The following is an 18,693-nucleotide window of genomic DNA, read 5'->3' as shown; positions in this document are numbered from 1 at the left end:
GCTTGCACCACCCCTCGCTCGCTTGGCTGCTTGCCTGATCAGTCTTTTTCTCTGCACCGCTATTTAATTCTGTTTCAGTATAGCATTGTCGCCGGTGGTGTCAACGTGCTGGCCTGAAAGTCCGCCAGCGCCGCCAAGGCCTTATCGGCAATGGCGAGGTTGCGCAGCTGCTTAGTTTTCTTCTTTTCACCCAACCCCGGCATGATGCCAAAGTTGGCGTTCATCGGTTGAAAATGCTGCGGCGATGCGTGGGTGATGTAATTTGCCATCGCCCCGAGCTGCGTGGCTGGCGGAAACGAAACGGGCTCACGGCCTTGCGCCAGGCGCGCGGCGTTGATGCCGGCGACTAAGCCGCTACCCGCAGATTCGACGTAGCCTTCCACGCCGGTCATTTGCCCGGCGAAGAATAAGTCCGCGCGGCGCTTGCTGGCATAAGTCGGCAGCAACACGCTCGGCGAGTTCATGAAGGTGTTGCGGTGCATCACGCCATACCGCACGATGTTCAAATGCGCCAGCCCCGGAATCAGCGAAAAGACCCGCCGCTGCTCGCCCCACTTCAGGTGCGTCTGGAAGCCGACAATGTTGTAGAGGCTGCCGGCGGCGTTGTCTTGGCGCAGCTGCACCACGGCAAACGGTTCTCGCCCGGTGCGCGGATCGGCCAACCCCACCGGCTTCAGCGGGCCAAACAGCATGGTTTGCACGCCACGCTTGGCCATCACTTCAATTGGCATGCAGCCTTCAAAGACGTCAAGCTTTTCAAACTCGTGGCCCTCCGCGACCTCGGCGTGGATCAAGGCGTCGTAAAACGTCAAGAACTCGGCCTTAGTCATGGGGCAATTCAGGTAGGCCGCCTCGCCGCGGTCGTAGCGCGACTTCTTGTAGACAATCGACTCATCGATGCTGTCGGCGGCCAGAATCGGCGCCGCCGCGTCGTAGAAATGCAGCCCCGCCGCGCCGTTTAGCTCAGCGATTGCGTCGGCCAAGCCAGGCGCCGTCAGCGGCCCGGTGGCCACGACGGTGATGCCGGCGGGCAGCGCCGACAGTTCTTCGTTGATCACCGTGACGCGGGGATGCGCCTGCAAGCGCTGCGTGACCAAGGCCGAAAACGAGTCGCGGTCGACGGCCAGTGCCCCGCCGGCCGGCACGGCCGTCGCGTCGGCGGCGGCCATGATCAGCGAGTGACTGCGCCGCATTTCTTCTTTTAATAATCCCACGGCGTTTGACAGCTGGTTGGCGCGCAGCGAATTGGTGCACACCAACTCGGCAAAATTGGCGGTGTGATGCGCCGGGGTCGTGGCCACCGGCCGCATTTCGTACAAGTTCACATCGACGCCGGCGTTGGCGATTTGCCACGCGGCTTCGCTGCCGGCCAGGCCGGCACCGATCACATTGACTGTAGGCATGACGAATTCCTCCGTTGCTGCAGATTAGGCTTTTTGTACCGCTTCTTTGTAGTCGTTATTCGGGCACACGACTTGCACGCCGGCTCGCGAGCGCTTCTCCACCAGGAAGTGGTGGCAAACCGGGCAGTCGCGGCCAACCGGCTTATCCCAGGACACGAAGTCGCAATCCGGATAGCGCGAGCAGCCGTAAAAGGTCCGGTTGCGCTTGCTCTTGCGCTCGACGATTTGGCCCTTGCCGCACTTGGGGCAAATCACGCCGATTTCCTTGACGATGGCCTTAGTGTTGCGGCAATCCGGGAAGCGCGAGCAGGCGTAGAACTTGCCGTAGCGGCCGAGTTTGATCACCATCGGCGCGCCGCAAATATCGCAGTTGAAGCCGGCCGGTTCGTCCTTCATTTGAATCTTTTCGATGCCGGTTTCGGCGTGGGCGACTTCCTTGGCGAAGGGCTGGTAAAACTGGTCGATGATCTTGACCCAGTCGGCCTGGCCGGTTTCGATGCCGTCGAGCTCTCCTTCGACATTGGCGGTGAACTTGATGTTGACGATGTCCGGGAAGAACTCGGTGATCAAGTCGTTGACGATTTCGCCGAGTTCCGTCGGCTCAAAGCGCTTGGCGGTGAGCTTCACGTAGTAGCGCTTCTTGATGGTTTCGATGGTCGGCGCGTAGGTCGACGGCCGGCCGACGCCGTTTTCTTCCAGCGCCTTGACCAAGTTGGCTTCGGAATAGCGCGCAGGCGGCTGGGTGAAATGCTGCGCCGGATCGGTTTTGGTGAGCTTCACGGCGTCACCGATGGCCAGCTCCGGCAGCAGGTTGTCCTTGGCCGCTTCGTCGCGGCTGGAGACATACAGCTTGGTAAAGCCCGCGAACTTGGTTTGGCTCCCGTTGGCGCGGAAGGTCACGGCGCCTTGCTCGATGGTCAGCTGCACGGTGTCGATCACCGCCGGCGTCATTTCGCTGGCGACAAAGCGGCTCCAAATCAGTTGGTACAAGCGCAACTGGTCCTTGGTCAAGACCTTGGCCATTTGCTCCGGTGTGCGGTTGGTGCTGCTGGGGCGAATCGCTTCATGGGCGTCTTGGGCGCCTTCTTGCAGCTTGCCTTGGCGAATCTTCACCGCGGCATAGGGCTCGCCGTAATGCTCGTGGATAAACTGGCTGGTTTCGGCCTTAGCCACGCTGGAAACCCGGGTCGAGTCCGTCCGCATGTAAGTGATCAAGCCGACGGTGCCGAGCTTGCCGCCGAGGTTAATGCCTTCGTACAGCTGCTGGGCCAGCATCATCGTCTTGCGTGTCGGGTAGCCGAGCTTCCGATTGGCCTCTTGTTGCAAGGAGCTGGTGGTAAACGGCGGCGCCGGATAGCGCTTGCGCTCTTTTTTCACCACGTTGGTGATGGTAAACGGCTTGGTCTTGTCGATTTGGCGCAGGATTTCCTGCACCTTGTCGTTGTTCGGCAACGGCAGCTTCTTGCCGTGCGTGCCATAGAAGCTGGCGCCGAATTTCTTGCCGCGGCCTTTTTGAAACTCCGCGTCTAAGGACCAGTATTCCTCCGGGGTAAAGTGGCGAATCTCGTTTTCCCGGTCGATGATCAGCTTCAAGGCGACGGACTGCACGCGCCCGGCGCTGAGGCCTTTTTTCACTTTCTTCCATAGTAATGGACTGATGGAATAGCCCACCAGCCGGTCGAGAATCCGCCGCGCCTGCTGGGCGTCGACGAGGTTCATGTCGATGCTGCGCGGGGTCTTGAAGGCATTCTTGACGGCATCTTTGGTGATTTCGTTGAACACCACCCGGTTCTTGGCTTTGGGGTCGAGGTCCAAGATGTGGCTGACGTGCCACGCAATGGCCTCCCCTTCGCGGTCCGGGTCAGCCGCGAGGTAAATGTGCTCGGCTTTTTTGGCGTTTTTCTTCAGGTCCTTGATGACGTCGCCTTTGCCGCGAATGGAGATGTACTTAGGCTCATAGTTGTGCTCGATGTCCACCCCCATTTGACTTTTCGGCAAGTCTCGAATGTGCCCGAGGCTAGCGACGACCTTGTAATTGCGGCCGAGGTATTTTTCTATGGTTTTTGCTTTTGCTGGCGATTCCACAATGACCAGATTCTTGGCGGTCATGGACGCCCTCCTTTCACTGAGCAAGCTGCTCGAAAACACTAGTAAATGTACGCTAGGGGTTTGCGCTTTGTCAAACTAAGGCGAAATTGACGGCAGCCGCGCGCAAAAAAAGTGTTCACGAATCGTCGCCCGTGTGCACGATTCATGAACAAAAATTGCGATTTGCCAAGCGAAAACCTACCGGCTATATTGCTGGTTAACCCTTGGCGCGCAAGGCTTAGCGGCGTTGGCGTCGAAAATTACCCCCGTGATTGGCGCGGGAAGTCGCATGATTATCCGGCCACCGGCCATATTCAGCGTCAGAATGCGCGTCATTTTTCGCCGGCAGTCGCGAAACCGCCTGGCGCCCTTGGCTTGGCGCGATTATTTCGCGGTGCGCCCGGGCTTGGCAAACCCGCAATTTCTGCATAAAAATCAAAGTGCCCAGCTTGTTCATTCACTTTTTATTCACGCGATTTTGCCCGCGCACAAGGTGGGCATTAATTGATTTTTGGCACCACGGCGTTGCCCCAGCGATCAGGTTTGCGGGCGGCTTGGCGAGTGGTGGCCTGAACGCGCATGCCGGCGACGGCCGCGAGAATAAATTGGGTGGCGCCAGCCGGATCGGTTTGCAAGCCGGTCACCGTCAAGGCCGGCTGAGTCGGGTCGCTGCCGCCATCAAAGCACGCGGCCAACACGCGACTACTCAGCAACACGAAGCGCCGGCCGTCGCCAGGCAGGAAAAAGCTTACCCCGTTGTCCAGCGTGGTGGCGGTGGCTTCAATCGTGGCGGTGAGCTGGCGGTCGGTGGCTTGCCGCACCCGCCCGTGCAGCGCGGGCAAGATATTCGGCGCCAAGGCGTTAAGCAAATGCAAAAACACCGGCTCGGCAGTGGCGTAGCGAATCAGAAACTGCCGCAAAGGCTCGGGGCGAAACGGCACCATGGCCGTCACCAACGCCTGGCAGTACCGGTCGAATTCCTGCACGGTGAGCGCGGCAAAAATCGCCGCCTTGTTGGGAAACTGCCGGCGAATCGAGCGGCTAGTCAAGCCGCTGGCCGCTTCGAGGCGCGGCATGGAAATGGTGGCGTAAGGCAGGCTGGTCAACAGGTGATGTGCGGCCGCCAGAATCTGGCGGTCCCGCGCGGCACTCGCCTGCTGGGTCATGGGCGCTGGCATCTTGATCCCTCCTTTTTCCCTAGCATACAGGCCCCGGGCCAAAACGCCAAACAAAAAGGTCGAGCCCAGCTCGACCTAGGATATTCAGTTAAATGAGCTTCCCGACGACGGGGAGCTTTGGCAGCACCGACTTCAAGTGCGGCGCCTTTAAAATAACTGAAGACAAGTCTTGGCCCGCCACGTTGCCGTGGTGCTGGCCGCCTGCCCAAGGGCCGACGTTGGTCACGTCATAAATCGTGCCGTCGACGGCCACATAAGCCGGTTGGCCGTTTTGCCCGGTGTATTGGGCGAGTTGTTCACGCGTTAAGTCTGCCATGCTCACGCCTCCTTTTTGCTTCTATTATATTGTTCACAATATAAATTGCAAGGGCTTACGCCCAGGCGATTTTGGCGATGGCGTACTCCTGCACGCGCGTCTCCCCTTTGGCCGTGGTGATGGTCACGGTGCTGCGATCCGCGTAGGGCTTCACCTGCCCTGGCGTGATGGCGTCGATCACGCCATGCAGCTTGCGTTTGTCAATCGTGTGAATCTGGACGGGTCGCTTGGTGAGTAAGGCATCTTCCAGTATGCTGATGATTTCAGTGGTGCGTTGAGCCATGAGCATCTTCCTTTCCTGTGCCGGTGCAACCGATTACATGCTCAGTATACCCGGCGCAGGCCCAAAAGTCAGTAGCCCAAGGATAAATCGACCTGGTTTTTCACCAGGGGGCCGCCCTTGGCAATGCTCAACAAGTTTGGCCAGAAGATCTCGAAGACTCGGTGGCGCAGGTTGGGCACCGTGCCCGACAGGTGGGGCGTGATGAGCACATTCGGCAGGCGCCACAGCGGGTCGTTAGTCGGTAGCGGCTCGACTTCAAAGACGTCTAACGCCGCCCCGCGCAGGCGGCCGGCTTGCAGTGCCGCCACCAACGCCTTTTGGTCGACGGACGCCCCGCGGCCGACGTTAATGAACAGTGGCTTTTGCGGCAGCGCCGTGAAGAAGCGCGCATCGAAAAAGTGCCGCGTTTCGCCGGTCAGCGGCATGACGTTGACGATGACGTCGGCGACCCGCGCAAAATTCGTGCTGTCCGCGTCGGTGCCGACGCGGTCGAACTCAGGCTTGGCGGCGCCGGTGCGGCTGATGCCGATGGTGTGCATGCCAATGCCGCGCAGCAGCTTGGCGATGGCCTGGCCGATGTGGCCGGTGCCATAAATCAGCACCGTTTTGCCGGCGGCGGTCCAAATCGCCTCGCGCCGCGCATTATCCAGCCATTGCGCTTCGGTGAGCGGCGCAGTGGGTCGCAACCCGCGGGCAAAAGTCAAGACGCTGCCCAAGACGTGCTCGGCGATTGGCTCGGCGTGAATTCCCGACGTGTTGGCCAGCAAAATGTGCTCCTGGGCCAGCTGCCGCAGCGGCAAATAGTCGACGCCGGCGGACATCGCCTGAATGAAGCGCACGCGGTTGGTGCGGTTGAGAATCTGGCTGGCGGCGCTGCCCCAGCCGAGGATCACGTCGATGCTGGCGGCTTGCCGGTTGACGTCAAAGGCCGCGGCGGGAATCATCGTGAAGCGGCCATCGGCGTTGACGGTGGCGGAGTCTTCACCGTTTAGCGAGAATAACGTGAGAATGTTCATTGGTTGCCTCCATGCTGATGGTGGGGATGCTGGGTTGCCCAATACTGGAAGTAATCCGTCCGCAGCGTCCCGTTGTACAACTTGCGCCGCTTGGTGGCTGGCGCGCCATACGCTTTTTCAAAGCCGAGGTCGGCGGTCAAGATATACTTGCTCCAACCCGTCAGCGGCCGGTACACCTGGCCCATTTCCCGGTAGAGTTTGCGGGCGGCGTCGAGCTCGCCTAGCCGCTTGCCGTATGGCGGGTTGGCGACGATGACGCCATAGTCGCTGCTTGGCCGCCAGTCTTTAACGGCCAGTTGCTTGAAGCGCACGCTATGCAGCAAGCCGGCTTGCTTGGCGTTGACGTTGGCGATATCGATCATTTCCTGGTTGATGTCGGCACCCAGAATATCGAGTTCGGCATCAAAGTCCGCCGCGTCTAGTGCCGCGTCCTTCACGGCCGGCAGCACTGGCTGCATGAAGCCGAATTGCTCAAAGGCAAAGGCGCGGTTCAACCCCGGCGCCAGGTGGTGGCCGATCAGCGCCGCTTCGATGGCGATGGTGCCGCTCCCGGTGGTGGGATCGTAGAACGGTAGGTCAGGCCGCCAGTTGGTCAGCATCACCAAGGCCGCCGCGAAGTTTTCCTTCAGCGGTGCTTCGCCCTTAGCAATGCGGTAGCCGCGCTTAAACAGGCTGGGCCCGGTGGTGTCGATGGTTAAGGTGGCGACGTCTTTTAGAATCGACACCTCCAGTGGGTAAGTGGCGCCGGTTTCCGGCAGGCGGCCGCGGCGGTGGTAGACACCGGCGAGCTTGTCGACAATCGCCTTTTTCGTGATGGCCTGCACGTCGGGTTCGGAATGCAGCGTCGAGCGCACCGAACGCCCGGCGACGGGAAATGCCGCGTCCAGTGGCAGGTAATCGTCCCAAGGCAAGGCGCGCACGGCTTCGAATAATTCGTCGAAAGTCGTCGCCTTGAACTGGCCGACGATGATCTTGATGCGGTCGGCGGTGCGTAGCCAGACGTTGGCCGTGGCGATGGCGGTATCGTCGCCGTCGAAATAAACCTTGCCGTTTTCGGTGCGGGTCTGGTACCCCAAGTCTTGTAACTCGCGGGCGGTCAAGGCCTCAAGCCCCGCCGCCATCGTTGCCATCAGGTGATATTGCATGCCGTACTCCTTTGTGTTTTCTTTCAATATAGGCCATTGCTCGCCAAATGTCGCGGGCAAAATGTTTTCTTCAATAAAAAACAGCCCGGGTTGCCCCGAGCCGTGCCTGGCCGTAAATCTCTATAAGCCATGTTTTGTTCCAGTCCGACTCAGGCAGCCGGACCTTCAGTAATCATCTATCTCAGTTTGCACTGTTGGGGGCATCGGTTCAATTCCCTAGCCCTTGCGCCCCTACCAAAGTTTGGGTTACTCGCTCGCGGGGTTTACCCGTTCCATGCCGCCTGTTTCCAGGCGGCCTCGTTTCTGTGGCACTTTCAGGCGCACCAGCATGGCCGAAGCGTTAGCCGGTGCCACCGCCGTTACCGCCAAAGCGGTACCTAGGCTTATTGGGCCTAGCGCGAACACTACAAGCATCGCAGCTTGTGCGGGCATGGACTTTCCTCACCCGACATAGGCCGGGCGCGATTACTCGAGATTTACGGTTGGTGTTAGTACTGGTCGAAATGCGTGGTTTGCGTCGGCTCACTTGGCGTCGGGTTGCCACCATCGGACAACTTGCTGCCGAAGACGTGGCGCTCAAGGTTGCTCAGCCGCTTCAAGATGTCATAGTTAGTGGCATTCGTGTTCGGCTGCTGCGGCGTGGCCGCGGCCACACTCTTCGACACGCTGAGTTGCTTCGTCAGCTCGTCGACGCGGGTCAATAAGCGCGCATTGTCGCCGCGCAACCGCTCCAACTCGCTGGTGTAGCTTTCATAGTCGCGGATGATGCCGTCGAGGAATTCATCGACCTCGTCTTGATCGTACCCGCGGACCTTCGTCTTGAAGGTCTTGTCCAAGATCTCCTTGGGCGTGTATTGAACCTTGAATGTTGCGTCTTGATTTTGACTATCCATTCCAAACACCTCGTTACCTGACTGCAAGATGAGTTTAGCATACCATGAACCAAACGCGTTTTCAAAAAAATCCGCGGAACTTACTCGTCGCGCTGCTGCTCCGCATAATCCCGCGCCGCGTCTTCCAGGTCCAGCATCGACACGTTGCGCACCGGGTACTCGCGGCGATTGGCCTCGGCGTTGGCCGCCGCCCAGGCGTATTGCGGCTTGCCCACAAACTCCGGGTCGTACACGAACACGGCGCCATCGGTGTGTTGCGCCATGAAGCGGTTATACGCGCCGAGCTGGCGGCCGCTTTCATACGGCCGCGTCGAGGTGCTGCGGGCAAAGTCAACTTGTTGCTGCAAAGTGGCCAAGGTCGCCTGGTTATTTTCCTGCCACTGGTGGCCAAAATCGGCGTAAGGCGTCATCATGGCGATTTGCAACTCGGGGTAGTCGGCTTTGAGGCTTAACCCGACGCTGGCGGCCCACTGCTCGACGCCAAGCTCCCCGCCGGTGATGAGCCAGTCCATATCCGCGTCTAATTCTTGGCGCAATTGTGCTTTTAACACATATTTAATCACTGCGAGTTTCGGGTCCTGGTCGCCGTAAACATTCAGCTCCCACGCCCGATAGCCGCTCACCCAGATTCGCTTGCCCACCTGATTCCCCTCGTTTCTGCCTGGCGCGATTAGGCCAACGCGCCACATCTTGGTATAATAGCCCAAGGAGCGTGATGACATGGTGATCCACTACCCTAATGGTAAGGCATACCAGGCCCCGGCGCAATCAACGGCGCCCAGCCGGGTCGAATACGGCGGGCGCGGCATGACGCTTGAACAAGAGCTCAACGCCAGCAACGATTATTATCGCGTAACCGGCCGCGCCGTCGTTTATAAAAAACCCATTCCCATTCAACTGGTCAAAGTCGACTATCCCAAGCGCTCGCAGGCCGTCATTCGCGAGGCCTACTTCAAAACGCCGTCGACCACCGACTACAACGGGGTGTATCAAGGGTATTACCTCGATTTTGAGGCCAAGGAAACCAAGAACAAGGCGAGTTTTCCCTTGAGCAACTTCCATGACCACCAGATTCGCCACTTTAAGGAATGCCTGGCCCAACAAGGCATTTGCTTTGTGGTGATTCGCTTTGCCACGCTGCACCGGCTGTTCGTCTTGCCGGCTTCGGTGGTGCTGACGGCGTGGTCCGCCAGCACCACCGGGCGCAAGTCTATTCCCTTGCGCCAAATCGAGGCTGCGGGGTTTGAACTGCAGCCGCAACTCCAGCCTGTCGTTCCCTATTTAGATGGCGTCGACTGGCTAATTCAAACAAAGGTAGGCACTACTCATGGCAAATGACACGCGAGAAGCGACTCGCATGAGCCGACACGCCAAGTCGGCGCACAAAAAACCCAAACGTCACCTCTGGGTGCGCATCCTGCGCGTGGTGGCGATTCTCTTCGTCGTCGGCGTGGCCGCCGGCGTGGGCCTGTTCGCCTATTACGCCAAGGACGCGCCAACCGTTTCCGCCACGGACTTAAAGGCCTCTGGCGGCCCGGTGGTGTATGACAAGGACAACAAGGAAATCACCAAGCTCGGCACCGCGCAGACCTATGTGCAGTCGGCCAAGATTCCGCAAACCTTAAAAGACGCCGTCGTCTCCATCGAAGACCGCCGCTTTTATTCCGAAAAATTCGGTGTCGACCCGATTCGCATCGCCGGCGCCGCGGTGAACAACGTCTTGGGCCGCTCTAACGGCATGCAAGGCGGGTCGACCCTGACGCAGCAATTGATCAAGCTGGCGGTATTTTCCACCAAGGCGTCCGACCAAACGCTGCGGCGCAAGGCCCAAGAAGCCTGGCTGGCCTATAAGATCAACAAGCAATACAGCAAGGCCCAGATTCTTGAATACTACATTAATAAGGTCTACATGGATAACGGCCAATACGGCATGGAAACCGCTGCCGAGTATTACTACGACAAGCCGTTGAGCAAGCTCACCTTGCCGCAGTTGGCACTGTTAGCCGGCATGCCGCAGTCGCCGGTAACCTACGACCCGTACACCAACCCCGAAGCGGCCACTACCCGGCGCAACGAGGTGATCAACGCCATGCTGCGCGACAAGAAAATCACGAGCGCCGACGCGGCCACGGCCAAGTCGACGGCCATCACGCTGGGCTTGGTCAAGCAGCAAAAGGCCCAACAGGCGACCAACGCCACGGACAAGATCATCGATCCCTACCTGGTGCAGGTCATCGCCGAGGTCAAAAAGAAGCTGCAGGTCAATCCCTACACGACCAGCATGAAGATTTACACCAACCTCGACATGTCCGCGCAAACGCGCCTGTATGACATCGTCAACTCCAACAAGTACGTCACCTTCACCAACAACAAGATGCAAGAAGCCGTCACTATGACCGACCCCAACACCGGCGCGGTCCTGGCGCAAAGCGGCGGCCGCAAGCTCGGCAACGTCCGGCTCGGGTTCAACCGCGCCACGCGCAACACCCGCAGCAACGGGTCAACGATGAAGCCGTTGATGGATTACGGTCCGGCCATCGAGTACCTGAACTACCCGACCTCCGAGCGCCTATCCGATGCGCCGTACAAGTACCCCGGCACCAACACCTCCCTGTACAACTGGGACAAGACTTACATGGGCAACATCACCATGCGCAAGGCCTTGGTGCAGTCGCGGAACATTCCGGCGATCAAGACGCTGGAAAAAGTCACGATTCCAAAGAGCCTCGAATTCCTCAAGGGCCTCGGTATCAACTTGCCGCAAGACGAGCAAGTTTACGCCAGCGGCATCGGCGCCTCGGTTTCCACGGAAAAAGAAGCCGCCGCGTATGGCGCGTTTGCTAATGGCGGCACCTATTACAAGCCGTATTACGTGCGCAAGGTCGTCACCGACGATGGCCAAACCACCAAGTTTGATTCAACCGGCTCCCGGGCGATGAAGAGCAGCACGGCCTACATGATCACCGACATGCTCAAAGGCGTCTTCACCGCTGGCACCGGCACCAGCGCCGCCATCAGCGGGATTTACGAAGCCGGCAAAACCGGGACGACCAACTATTCCGACGCCGAACTCGCCGCCAACCCGGCGCTCAACGGCGTCGGCATCGCCAAGGACGCCTGGTTTACCGGTTACACCACCCACCGCGTGATCAGCATTTGGACCGGCTACGACAAGGCCACCACCGCCGGCTTGAATTACTCGGAACAAACCATTTCCCAGCAGATTTACAAGCAGCTGATGAGCTACGTCATTCAACAAGACGGGTTGACCAACACCGATTGGACCAAGCCAAGCTCCGTGGTGGCCACCACCATCAACGGCACCCGCGAGCTGTACGTGCGCGGCTACGCGCCGACTATCACCCGCGAGGCCAAGTCGAGTTCAAGTAGCCGCAGCTCCAGCACGACTTCGAGCAAATCAAGCTCGCGTGCCAGCTCCTCAACTAGCAGCAGTGTCTCGTCGAGCAGTCAACCGGTGCAGTCTTCAAGCTCTTCTGCAGAGAGTTCTGAACCCGGCACGCCGGCAGCCAGCTCGTCTTCACCACAGCAAGGCGGCCGCGAATAGGCAACCAACAAAACGCCGATCGTGATGATCGGCGTTTTTTTTGCCTTGGCTGAATGTTTTTGGATTATTTTGACCGGTTGTGATTGCTTTTGGCAAATTGGCCGCGTATACTAACCGCATGGAGGCGATGAGAATGCTTACAGAAGAACGCCAACAACGGATTTTGACTGAACTTGACCGGTGCGGAGTCGTGAAGCTACGCGATCTGGTCACCTTGCTCGACGCCTCGGAGTCCACCGTGCGCCGCGACTTGGCCGAGCTTGAAGAAGCCGGCCGTCTGCGCCGCGTGCACGGCGGCGCGCAACGCCGCGGCCTCGCCGATGAACCCGGCGTGTCCGAAAAGGCCTTCGCCCACGCGGCGGCAAAGGCCGCCATCGCCCAAGTCGCCAGCACCTACGTCAAAGCCGGCATGCAGGTCTTCCTCGATGCCGGCACGTCGACGGCCCAGGTGATTCCCTTGCTCGCCGGCCGCGACGTGACGGTGGTGACTAGCGGCGTCGACAACGCCAAGCTGCTCGCCGACACCGGGCTCACCGCCATCATGCTCGGCGGGCGCATCAAACCCACCACGCTGGCCATCGTCGGCGCCGAAGCCGTCACCACCTTGCAGCGCTACCGCTTCGACTTAGCGATTCTTGGCACCAACGGCATCGACGAAAATGGCGCCACCACGCCGGACCCGGAGGAAGCCGCCACCAAGCGGCTGGCCATCGCCCGCGCCGATCACGCCTTGATTCTCGCCGACGCCAGCAAATTCGGTCAGCGCAGCTTCGCCCAGTTTGCGGAGCTACCTCAAGCCCAACTCATCACCGAATCGATTGCCGCCTTGCCGGCACAATATCGCCCGTTACCGAACCTGAAGGAGGCTCAACCTTGATTTATTCCGTCACCTTAAACCCGTCGATCGATTACGTCATCGGCCTGCCCCACCTCGAATTAGGCGCCGTCAACCGCCTGACGCGCGCCGTGAAGCTCCCCGGCGGCAAAGGCATCAACGTGTCCCGCATCCTCACCGAGCTGCACGTGCCGTCCACGGCCTGGGGCTTCGTCGGCGGCAGCAGCGGCCAGTTTATCGAAACGGCGCTGACGCACACCGGCCTCACCACGGCCTTCACGCCGATTGCCGCCGACTCGCGCATCAACGTGAAGCTCAAAGCCGAAAGCGAAACCGAGCTCAACGCCCCGGGCCCTGCGATCACTGCTGCCGAAGTCGCCGCCTTCAAGGCCAACTTCGACCAGCTGCAACCCGGTGACGTCGTGGTGATGGCCGGCAGCATTCCCGCCAGCCTGCCTGAAGGCTTCTACCGCGACTTGATTCCCTTGATTCAAGCCCACGACGCCGAATTCGTCATCGACACGACTGGCGAAGCACTGCTGGCAACCTTGCCAGCGCACCCGTTGGTCGTCAAACCAAACCACCACGAGCTGGCCGCGTTGTTCGGCGATGCCGAATATCCCGACCTGGCCGCCACCGTGGCCGCCGGGCGCAAACTCTTGACGCTTGGCGCGCAGCACGTGCTGGTCTCCATGGCCGGTGCCGGCGCCTTGATGATCACCGCCACTCAGGCCTGGCATGGCACCGTCACCCCGGGCCACGTGAAGAATTCCGTGGGCGCCGGCGACAGCATGCTCGCCGGGTTCACCGGCACGTTTGCCCAGACGCATGACGCGTTGGCCAGCTTCAAGCAGGCCATCGCCTGCGGCAGCGCCACCGCGTTTTGCACCGACCTGGCCGACCGCGCCACCATCGACGCCGTCGCCGCCACCATTACGATTACTGAACTTTAGGAGGAAGATTATGGACATCCGTGACTTACTGCGCGAAGACATCATGATCATGGACCTGCACGCCACCGACAAGGCCGGCGCCATCAAGGAAATGGTCACCCAATACGCCAAAAGCGGCATCATCACCGACGCCGCCTTGTACGAGCAGGACATCTTGAAGCGCGAAGCAGAATCCACCACCGGCATCGGCGACGGCATCGCCATGCCCCACGCCAAAGACGCCGCGGTGAGCCAAGCCGCCGTGTTGTTTGCCAAATCCAGCCAAGGCGTCGACTACGACGCCCTAGACGGCCAGCCGGTGCATCTATTTTTCATGATTGCCGCCCCCGCCGGCGCCGATAACACCCACCTGGCGGCCTTGTCCGCCTTGTCGTCGCTGTTGATCGACCCGAAGCTGGTGGCCCAACTCAAGGCGGCCACCACCGCCACGGAGGTTCAACACCTCTTCAGCGCCGCCCAAGAGGCCAAAGACGCCAAGGAAGCCGCAGAAACCGCCGCGGCGACCACCCCGCAGCCGACTGCCGACCAGCCCTTCATCGTCGCCGTCACCGCCTGCCCCACCGGTATCGCCCACACCTATATGGCCGAAGCCGCGCTGAAGGAAACCGCCGATAAAATGGGCGTGGCCATCAAGGTCGAAACCAACGGCTCCGAAGGCGTCAAGCACAAGCTCACGGCGCAGGACATCGACCGGGCCGTCGGGGTCATCGTCGCCGCCGACAAGAAAGTCGAGATGAACCGCTTTGCCGGCAAGCACCTGCTGAACCGGCCGGTGATCGACGGCATCAAAAAACCCCAAGAGCTCATCGACGCCACCTTAGCGCAAAGCGCGCCGGTATTTGCCGGCGACGGCAGCACCAGTGCCGACGAGGCGGCTGGCGACACCAAGACGTTATGGAACCGCATCTACCAAGACTTGATGAACGGCGTGTCCAACATGTTGCCGTTTGTCGTCGGCGGTGGGATCATCATGGCCCTGTCCTTTATCTTCGAGCAGTTTGCCGGCAAGACCTCCCTGTGGTTCACCTTCACCAACAGCCTCGGCAACTACGCCTTTAGCTTCTTGGTGCCGGTGTTGGCCGCGTACATCGCCATGTCCATCGGCGACCGACCGGCGTTAATGCCCGGGTTTGTCGGCGGCTGGATGGCCACTTTAGCCACCGCCAGCATCGTCAAAACAGATAACGCGGCGGGCTTTCTAGGCGGCTTGGTCGCCGGGTTCGTCGCCGGCTGGTTGGTCGTCGGCCTCAAACGCCTCTTTGCCGGCTTCCCGCACAGCCTCGATGGCCTGAAAACGATTCTGCTGTATCCGGTCATCGGCTTGGCCCTCATTGGCCTGATCATGTTCTTCATCGTCAACCCGATTTTCGCCGCCATTAACGGCGCGTTGATCAATTGGCTGGAAGGCATGGGCACCGGCAACGCCGTGTTAGTCGGCGTGATTCTCGCCGCCATGATGAGCATCGACATGGGCGGCCCCTTCAACAAGGCCGCGTACACCTTTGCCATCGGCGTGTACTCCGCGTCGAATTACACCGACGGCCGCTGGATGGCCGCCGTCATGGTCGGTGGCATGATCCCGCCGTTGGCCATCGCCATCGCCTCGACCTTTTTCCCGCAGAAATTCACTACCAATGAACGCCAATCCGGCCTGTCCAACTACGTGCTCGGGTTGACCTTCATCACGGAAGGCGCGATTCCCTTTGCCGCCACGGATCCGGTGCACGTCATCGGCAGCTCCGTGCTCGGTAGCGCCATTGCCGGCGGCTTGACCCAGCTGTTCAAGGTCAACGTGCCCGCCCCGCACGGTGGCATCGTCGCCTTGGCCTTGACCAACCAGAAGCTCGGCTTCCTCGTGTCACTGGTGGTCGGCGCCGTGGTGGCCGGCCTGGTGCTCGGCATCTGGCGGCCAAAAGCCAAACCCCAAGCGTAAGCAAAAGCTCGCAACCGTCTCATGACGGTTGCGAGCTTTTTGGTTACCCCAGTTTAGTGACCGGCACGTGGTGGCTAGCCAACAACTCCTCGGCGTAAGGATCGTTGTGGTAGTCGTTGGCGTAATACACCGCCTTGACCCCGGCTTGAATCAGCGCCTTGGTGCAATTCAGGCACGGGTAGAAGGTGACATACACCGTTGCCCCGCGCGTCGACACGCCGTTTAAAGCGCATTGCAAAATGGCGTTCATCTCGGCGTGCAACGTGCGGATGCAATGGCCGTCACGCATCAGGTGGCCGGCCACGTCGCAATGCGCGTCGCCGGTGATGCTGCCGTTATAGCCGGTGGCGATGATGCGGTGGTCCACCACCAACAACGCCCCCACCGTCGCCCGCTCACACGTCGAGCGCTCGGCAACATTGGTGGCGAGCTTCATGAAGTATTGATCCCACGATTCGCGGTGGGCGTGCCGGGTGGATGGCACGACTTGATCTGACATGTTACCCCTCCTTGAGTGGTGCGTAAGCTTCACCAAACGCCGCCCAGTCTGCACCAGGCGGCAACTGCGGGTGGCGCGCCGTCAGCCACTCGCGCCCCAGGCGAATCAACGCCCGGTGGAGATTGATCCAAGTGTCCTCGGGCATCAACGCCTCGAGTTTGGCTTGAATCTGCGTCGGCGTGGCGGTGGGCCCGACAATGCCAAACCCGCGAATGATGCGGGTGACGTGGGTGTCCACGGCAATCCCCGGCACCCCGAAGGCATCCGTGAGCACCACCGTGGCCGTTTTTTGCCCGACGCCAGGCAGGGCCATGAGCTCGGCGCGGGTACCCGGCACCGCCCCGCCAAACTCGCTGTCCAGCTGTTGGCTCATCGCCTGCAGGTGCTGAGCCTTGACGTGATACAAGCCGAGGCGGTCGATGTACGGTTCGATTTGCGCCACGGTCGCCTGCGCGAGGTGCGCCGCATCGGGATACGCGGCAAACAACTTCGGCGTCACGGCATTCACCGCGACGTCGGTGGTTTGCGCCGACAGCATCACGGCGACCAGAATTTCAAACGGGGTCGTGGCCGTTAAGGTCGGCTGCGCATTGGGATACAGGCGCAACACGGCGTTCAACATGGCCACGGCTTGGGTATCGTTCATGCTGGGCCTCCTAGATCTGATTGCGCCGCTGTTCGTCGGCTTGCACCTGGGCAACGGTGGTGAGGTGCCGCCGTTCCCAGTTCAACAAAATTCGGTCCATGTAGCGCAGCGAATAAGCTTGGTTCAACACCGCCTCGCGCAGCGCCAGGCGAATTAAGTCCGGATCATAGTGATCCTCATTGAGCCAGCCGCCGATGGTTTGTTGCTCGATGGGCGACAGCGGCCGGCCGAACTCGATTTCAATGGCGCTGAACACGTCGCTGGCGTCCGGTGCCGGCTTGGTCGTCGCTGGCGCCAGCGTCAGCACCCGGGCAATCAGCGGCGACACGTCGTAGCGGTCGCTGGACTTGCCTTGCGCGTCGGGTTGGGTCACCAGGCGAATCGCCGATTTTTGGATCAGGCTACTGATGATGGCATAGACGTCGCGCTTGGGCATGCCGATTTGCTTGGCTAAGTCGTCGAGCACTGGCGCTGCGGTGTGCGTTTGCGTCCAGTAGGTCAAGAAACTGTACACGACAAACTCGCTGGGCGTCAGGCCCGACTCGGCGTAATGCGTGAACAAGGCGTTACTGAAGCCGGTTTGCCCGGCCGCCAGCAGTGCCGCAATTGCCGTATCGTCAGTCATCGCAAGCCCTCACTTATGGCCGTAGCCGGTTGAGCATCCGCGGGAACGGAATGGTTTCGCGCAGGTGATCGAGGTGGCAGATCCAGGTGATGGCGCGCTCGAGTCCGAGGCCAAACCCGGCGTGCGGGACGCTGCCGTATTGCCGCAAGTCAAGGTACCACTGGTAGGCCGACTGATCCAGGCCCTTCTTTTCCATTTCGGCTTGCAGCTTATCGTAGTCGACTTCACGCTCGGAGCCGCCGATGATTTCGCCATACCCTTCCGGCGCCAGCAGGTCGGCGCAGACATACACGTCGTCGCGGTCGGGATCCGGCAGCATGTAAAATGGCTTGATGCTCTTCGGGTAGTTCAAGACGAACACCGGCTGCTCGAATTGATCGGACAGGTAGGTTTCCTCAGGCGAGCCAAAATCGTCGCCCCACTTCACCTCGAAGTTGGCCTTTTGCAGCATGTCGATGGCCTGGTCGTAGCTGATGCGCGGATACGGCAGCTTGGTGTACTTGCGCAGCTGGTCGACATCGCGGTCCAACAGGTGGAGCTCGTATTCACAATGGTCGATGACGGCTTGCACGAGAAACGCGATGTAGCGCTCCTGGACCTCGAGGCTTTCGGCTTGGTGCATGAACGCCATTTCCGGTTCGATCATCCAAAATTCGGTGAGGTGACGCCGCGTCTTACTTTTTTCGGCGCGGAACACGGGCCCAAATGTGTACACCTTGCCATACGCCATGGCGCCGGCTTCGGCATACAGTTGACCGGATTGACTGAGGTAGGCCGGCGTGTCGAAGTAGTCGGTTTCAAACAACTCGGTGGTGCCTTCCGGAGCCGTGCCGGTGAGAATCGGCGCGTCCATCTTGATGAAGCCTTCTTGATCGAAGAATTGATACGTCGCTTGGATCATGCGGTTGCGAATCTGCTGGATGGCAAACTGGCGCTTGCTGCGCAGCCACAGGTGCCGGTGGTCAAGCAGGAACTCGATGCCGTGTTCCTTTGGGGTGATCGGGTAATCCTCGGATTCGCCGAGCACCTTAATGTCTTTCACTTCAATTTCATAACCGAAGTGGCTGCGACTATCTTCGTGAATCTCGCCGGTGATCAGCATGCTGGTTTCTTGCCGCAAGCTCTTGGCCAAGGCGAACGTGTCCTCACTCACGGCGTTTTTAACGACGACGCCTTGGAAAAAGGCGGAGCCGTCGCGCAGCTGCAGAAAGGCGATCTTCCCGCTGCTGCGCTTGTCGGTCAACCAGGCCCCGATTGTGACCGTTTCGTTGACGTGGTCCTTAGCGTCGCGAATGCGTGTTAACTGTGTCATGTT

19 protein-coding genes and 1 other RNA gene are annotated in these 18,693 nt (G+C 60.0%); 6 read left to right on the top strand and 14 right to left on the bottom strand.

Translation table 11 applies throughout. From position 1 onward, the window contains the following. Positions 1-74 precede the first annotated feature (74 nt). Positions 75-1,403 carry a methylenetetrahydrofolate--tRNA-(uracil(54)-C(5))-methyltransferase (FADH(2)-oxidizing) TrmFO gene (gene trmFO, locus FD02_RS03760; RefSeq protein ID WP_056950603.1) on the bottom strand — a complete coding sequence of 443 codons (1,329 nt, stop codon included), beginning with the start codon at positions 1,401-1,403 and terminating at the stop codon, positions 75-77. A gap of 24 nt (positions 1,404-1,427) precedes the next feature. Beyond that, positions 1,428-3,512: a type I DNA topoisomerase gene (topA, locus tag FD02_RS03755; RefSeq protein ID WP_056950600.1), complete on the bottom strand. Its 2,085-nt coding sequence runs from the start codon at positions 3,510-3,512 to the stop codon at positions 1,428-1,430. Between the two features lie 268 nt (positions 3,513-3,780). On the opposite strand from topA, the gene FD02_RS03750 reads away from it, so the two are divergent. Then, positions 3,781-3,999, top strand: a complete 219-nt coding sequence (locus FD02_RS03750) for a hypothetical protein (protein WP_056950598.1) — start codon at positions 3,781-3,783, stop codon at positions 3,997-3,999. Here FD02_RS03750 and FD02_RS03745 read toward each other — a convergent pair. From FD02_RS03745 to FD02_RS03710, 8 genes are all read right to left on the bottom strand, one after another. Further along, complete coding sequence (locus FD02_RS03745) at positions 3,992-4,669, bottom strand: TetR/AcrR family transcriptional regulator (RefSeq protein ID WP_056950595.1); 678 nt, start codon at positions 4,667-4,669, stop codon at positions 3,992-3,994. The genes FD02_RS03750 and FD02_RS03745 overlap by 8 nt on opposite strands. An 88-nt stretch (positions 4,670-4,757) precedes the next feature. Beyond that, positions 4,758-4,985 (bottom strand): cytochrome b5 domain-containing protein, encoded by a 228-nt coding sequence (locus FD02_RS03740; RefSeq protein WP_054723373.1) that lies wholly within the window; start codon positions 4,983-4,985, stop codon positions 4,758-4,760. Between the two features lie 55 nt (positions 4,986-5,040). Then, the gene (locus FD02_RS03735; RefSeq protein WP_056950591.1) at positions 5,041-5,268 is read right to left on the bottom strand and encodes a hypothetical protein; all 228 of its coding nucleotides are present in this window, start codon (positions 5,266-5,268) and stop codon (positions 5,041-5,043) included. A gap of 68 nt (positions 5,269-5,336) precedes the next feature. Further along, positions 5,337-6,284: an NAD(P)-dependent oxidoreductase gene (locus FD02_RS03730; protein ID WP_082603293.1), complete on the bottom strand. Its 948-nt coding sequence runs from the start codon at positions 6,282-6,284 to the stop codon at positions 5,337-5,339. Continuing rightward, positions 6,281-7,429: a THUMP domain-containing class I SAM-dependent RNA methyltransferase gene (locus FD02_RS03725; protein ID WP_056950589.1), complete on the bottom strand. Its 1,149-nt coding sequence runs from the start codon at positions 7,427-7,429 to the stop codon at positions 6,281-6,283. The genes FD02_RS03730 and FD02_RS03725 overlap by 4 nt, the downstream gene beginning before the upstream one ends. A gap of 118 nt (positions 7,430-7,547) precedes the next feature. After that, positions 7,548-7,906: RNase P RNA component class B (gene rnpB, locus FD02_RS11050), an RNA gene on the bottom strand. Between the two features lie 11 nt (positions 7,907-7,917). After that, the gene (gene gpsB, locus FD02_RS03715) at positions 7,918-8,322 is read right to left on the bottom strand and encodes a cell division regulator GpsB (protein WP_054723376.1); all 405 of its coding nucleotides are present in this window, start codon (positions 8,320-8,322) and stop codon (positions 7,918-7,920) included. Between the two features lie 80 nt (positions 8,323-8,402). Continuing rightward, positions 8,403-8,963: an SLOG family protein gene (locus FD02_RS03710; protein WP_225352582.1), complete on the bottom strand. Its 561-nt coding sequence runs from the start codon at positions 8,961-8,963 to the stop codon at positions 8,403-8,405. Positions 8,964-9,042: 79 nt separating this feature from the next. Between FD02_RS03710 and recU the strand changes: the two genes are divergently transcribed. From recU to FD02_RS03685, 5 genes are all read left to right on the top strand, one after another. Next, on the top strand, positions 9,043-9,660 hold the full coding sequence (gene recU / locus FD02_RS03705) for a Holliday junction resolvase RecU (protein ID WP_056950583.1): 618 nt from the start codon (positions 9,043-9,045) through the stop codon (positions 9,658-9,660). Next, a complete protein-coding gene (locus FD02_RS03700; protein ID WP_054723377.1) occupies positions 9,650-11,887 on the top strand; it encodes a PBP1A family penicillin-binding protein in 2,238 nt (745 codons plus the stop codon). The genes recU and FD02_RS03700 overlap by 11 nt, the downstream gene beginning before the upstream one ends. Before the next feature lie 133 nt (positions 11,888-12,020). After that, complete coding sequence (locus tag FD02_RS03695) at positions 12,021-12,764, top strand: DeoR/GlpR family DNA-binding transcription regulator (protein ID WP_056950580.1); 744 nt, start codon at positions 12,021-12,023, stop codon at positions 12,762-12,764. Further along, on the top strand, positions 12,761-13,675 hold the full coding sequence (gene pfkB / locus FD02_RS03690; RefSeq protein ID WP_056950575.1) for a 1-phosphofructokinase: 915 nt from the start codon (positions 12,761-12,763) through the stop codon (positions 13,673-13,675). Before FD02_RS03695 ends, pfkB begins: the two co-directional genes overlap by 4 nt. Before the next feature lie 10 nt (positions 13,676-13,685). Next, complete coding sequence (locus tag FD02_RS03685) at positions 13,686-15,608, top strand: PTS fructose transporter subunit IIABC (RefSeq protein ID WP_056950571.1); 1,923 nt, start codon at positions 13,686-13,688, stop codon at positions 15,606-15,608. A 43-nt stretch (positions 15,609-15,651) separates the two neighbouring features. Here FD02_RS03685 and FD02_RS03680 read toward each other — a convergent pair whose 3' ends face one another. From FD02_RS03680 to asnS, 4 genes are read right to left on the bottom strand one after another with little or no spacing between them, the layout of a single operon-like run. After that, positions 15,652-16,107 carry a deoxycytidylate deaminase gene (locus FD02_RS03680; RefSeq protein ID WP_056950569.1) on the bottom strand — a complete coding sequence of 152 codons (456 nt, stop codon included), beginning with the start codon at positions 16,105-16,107 and terminating at the stop codon, positions 15,652-15,654. A gap of 1 nt (position 16,108) precedes the next feature. Continuing rightward, positions 16,109-16,753: an endonuclease III domain-containing protein gene (locus FD02_RS03675; protein WP_056950567.1), complete on the bottom strand. Its 645-nt coding sequence runs from the start codon at positions 16,751-16,753 to the stop codon at positions 16,109-16,111. A gap of 10 nt (positions 16,754-16,763) precedes the next feature. Further along, complete coding sequence (locus FD02_RS03670) at positions 16,764-17,378, bottom strand: DnaD domain protein (RefSeq protein WP_054723451.1); 615 nt, start codon at positions 17,376-17,378, stop codon at positions 16,764-16,766. A gap of 13 nt (positions 17,379-17,391) precedes the next feature. Next, positions 17,392-18,690: an asparagine--tRNA ligase gene (gene asnS, locus FD02_RS03665; RefSeq protein WP_056950563.1), complete on the bottom strand. Its 1,299-nt coding sequence runs from the start codon at positions 18,688-18,690 to the stop codon at positions 17,392-17,394. Positions 18,691-18,693: the final 3 nt, after the last annotated feature.

It is taken from the genome of Lacticaseibacillus nasuensis JCM 17158 (genome assembly GCF_001434705.1).
GTDB classification, from domain to species: Bacteria; Bacillota; Bacilli; order Lactobacillales; family Lactobacillaceae; genus Lacticaseibacillus; species Lacticaseibacillus nasuensis.
This window is presented reverse-complemented; position numbering and strand designations above follow the sequence as displayed.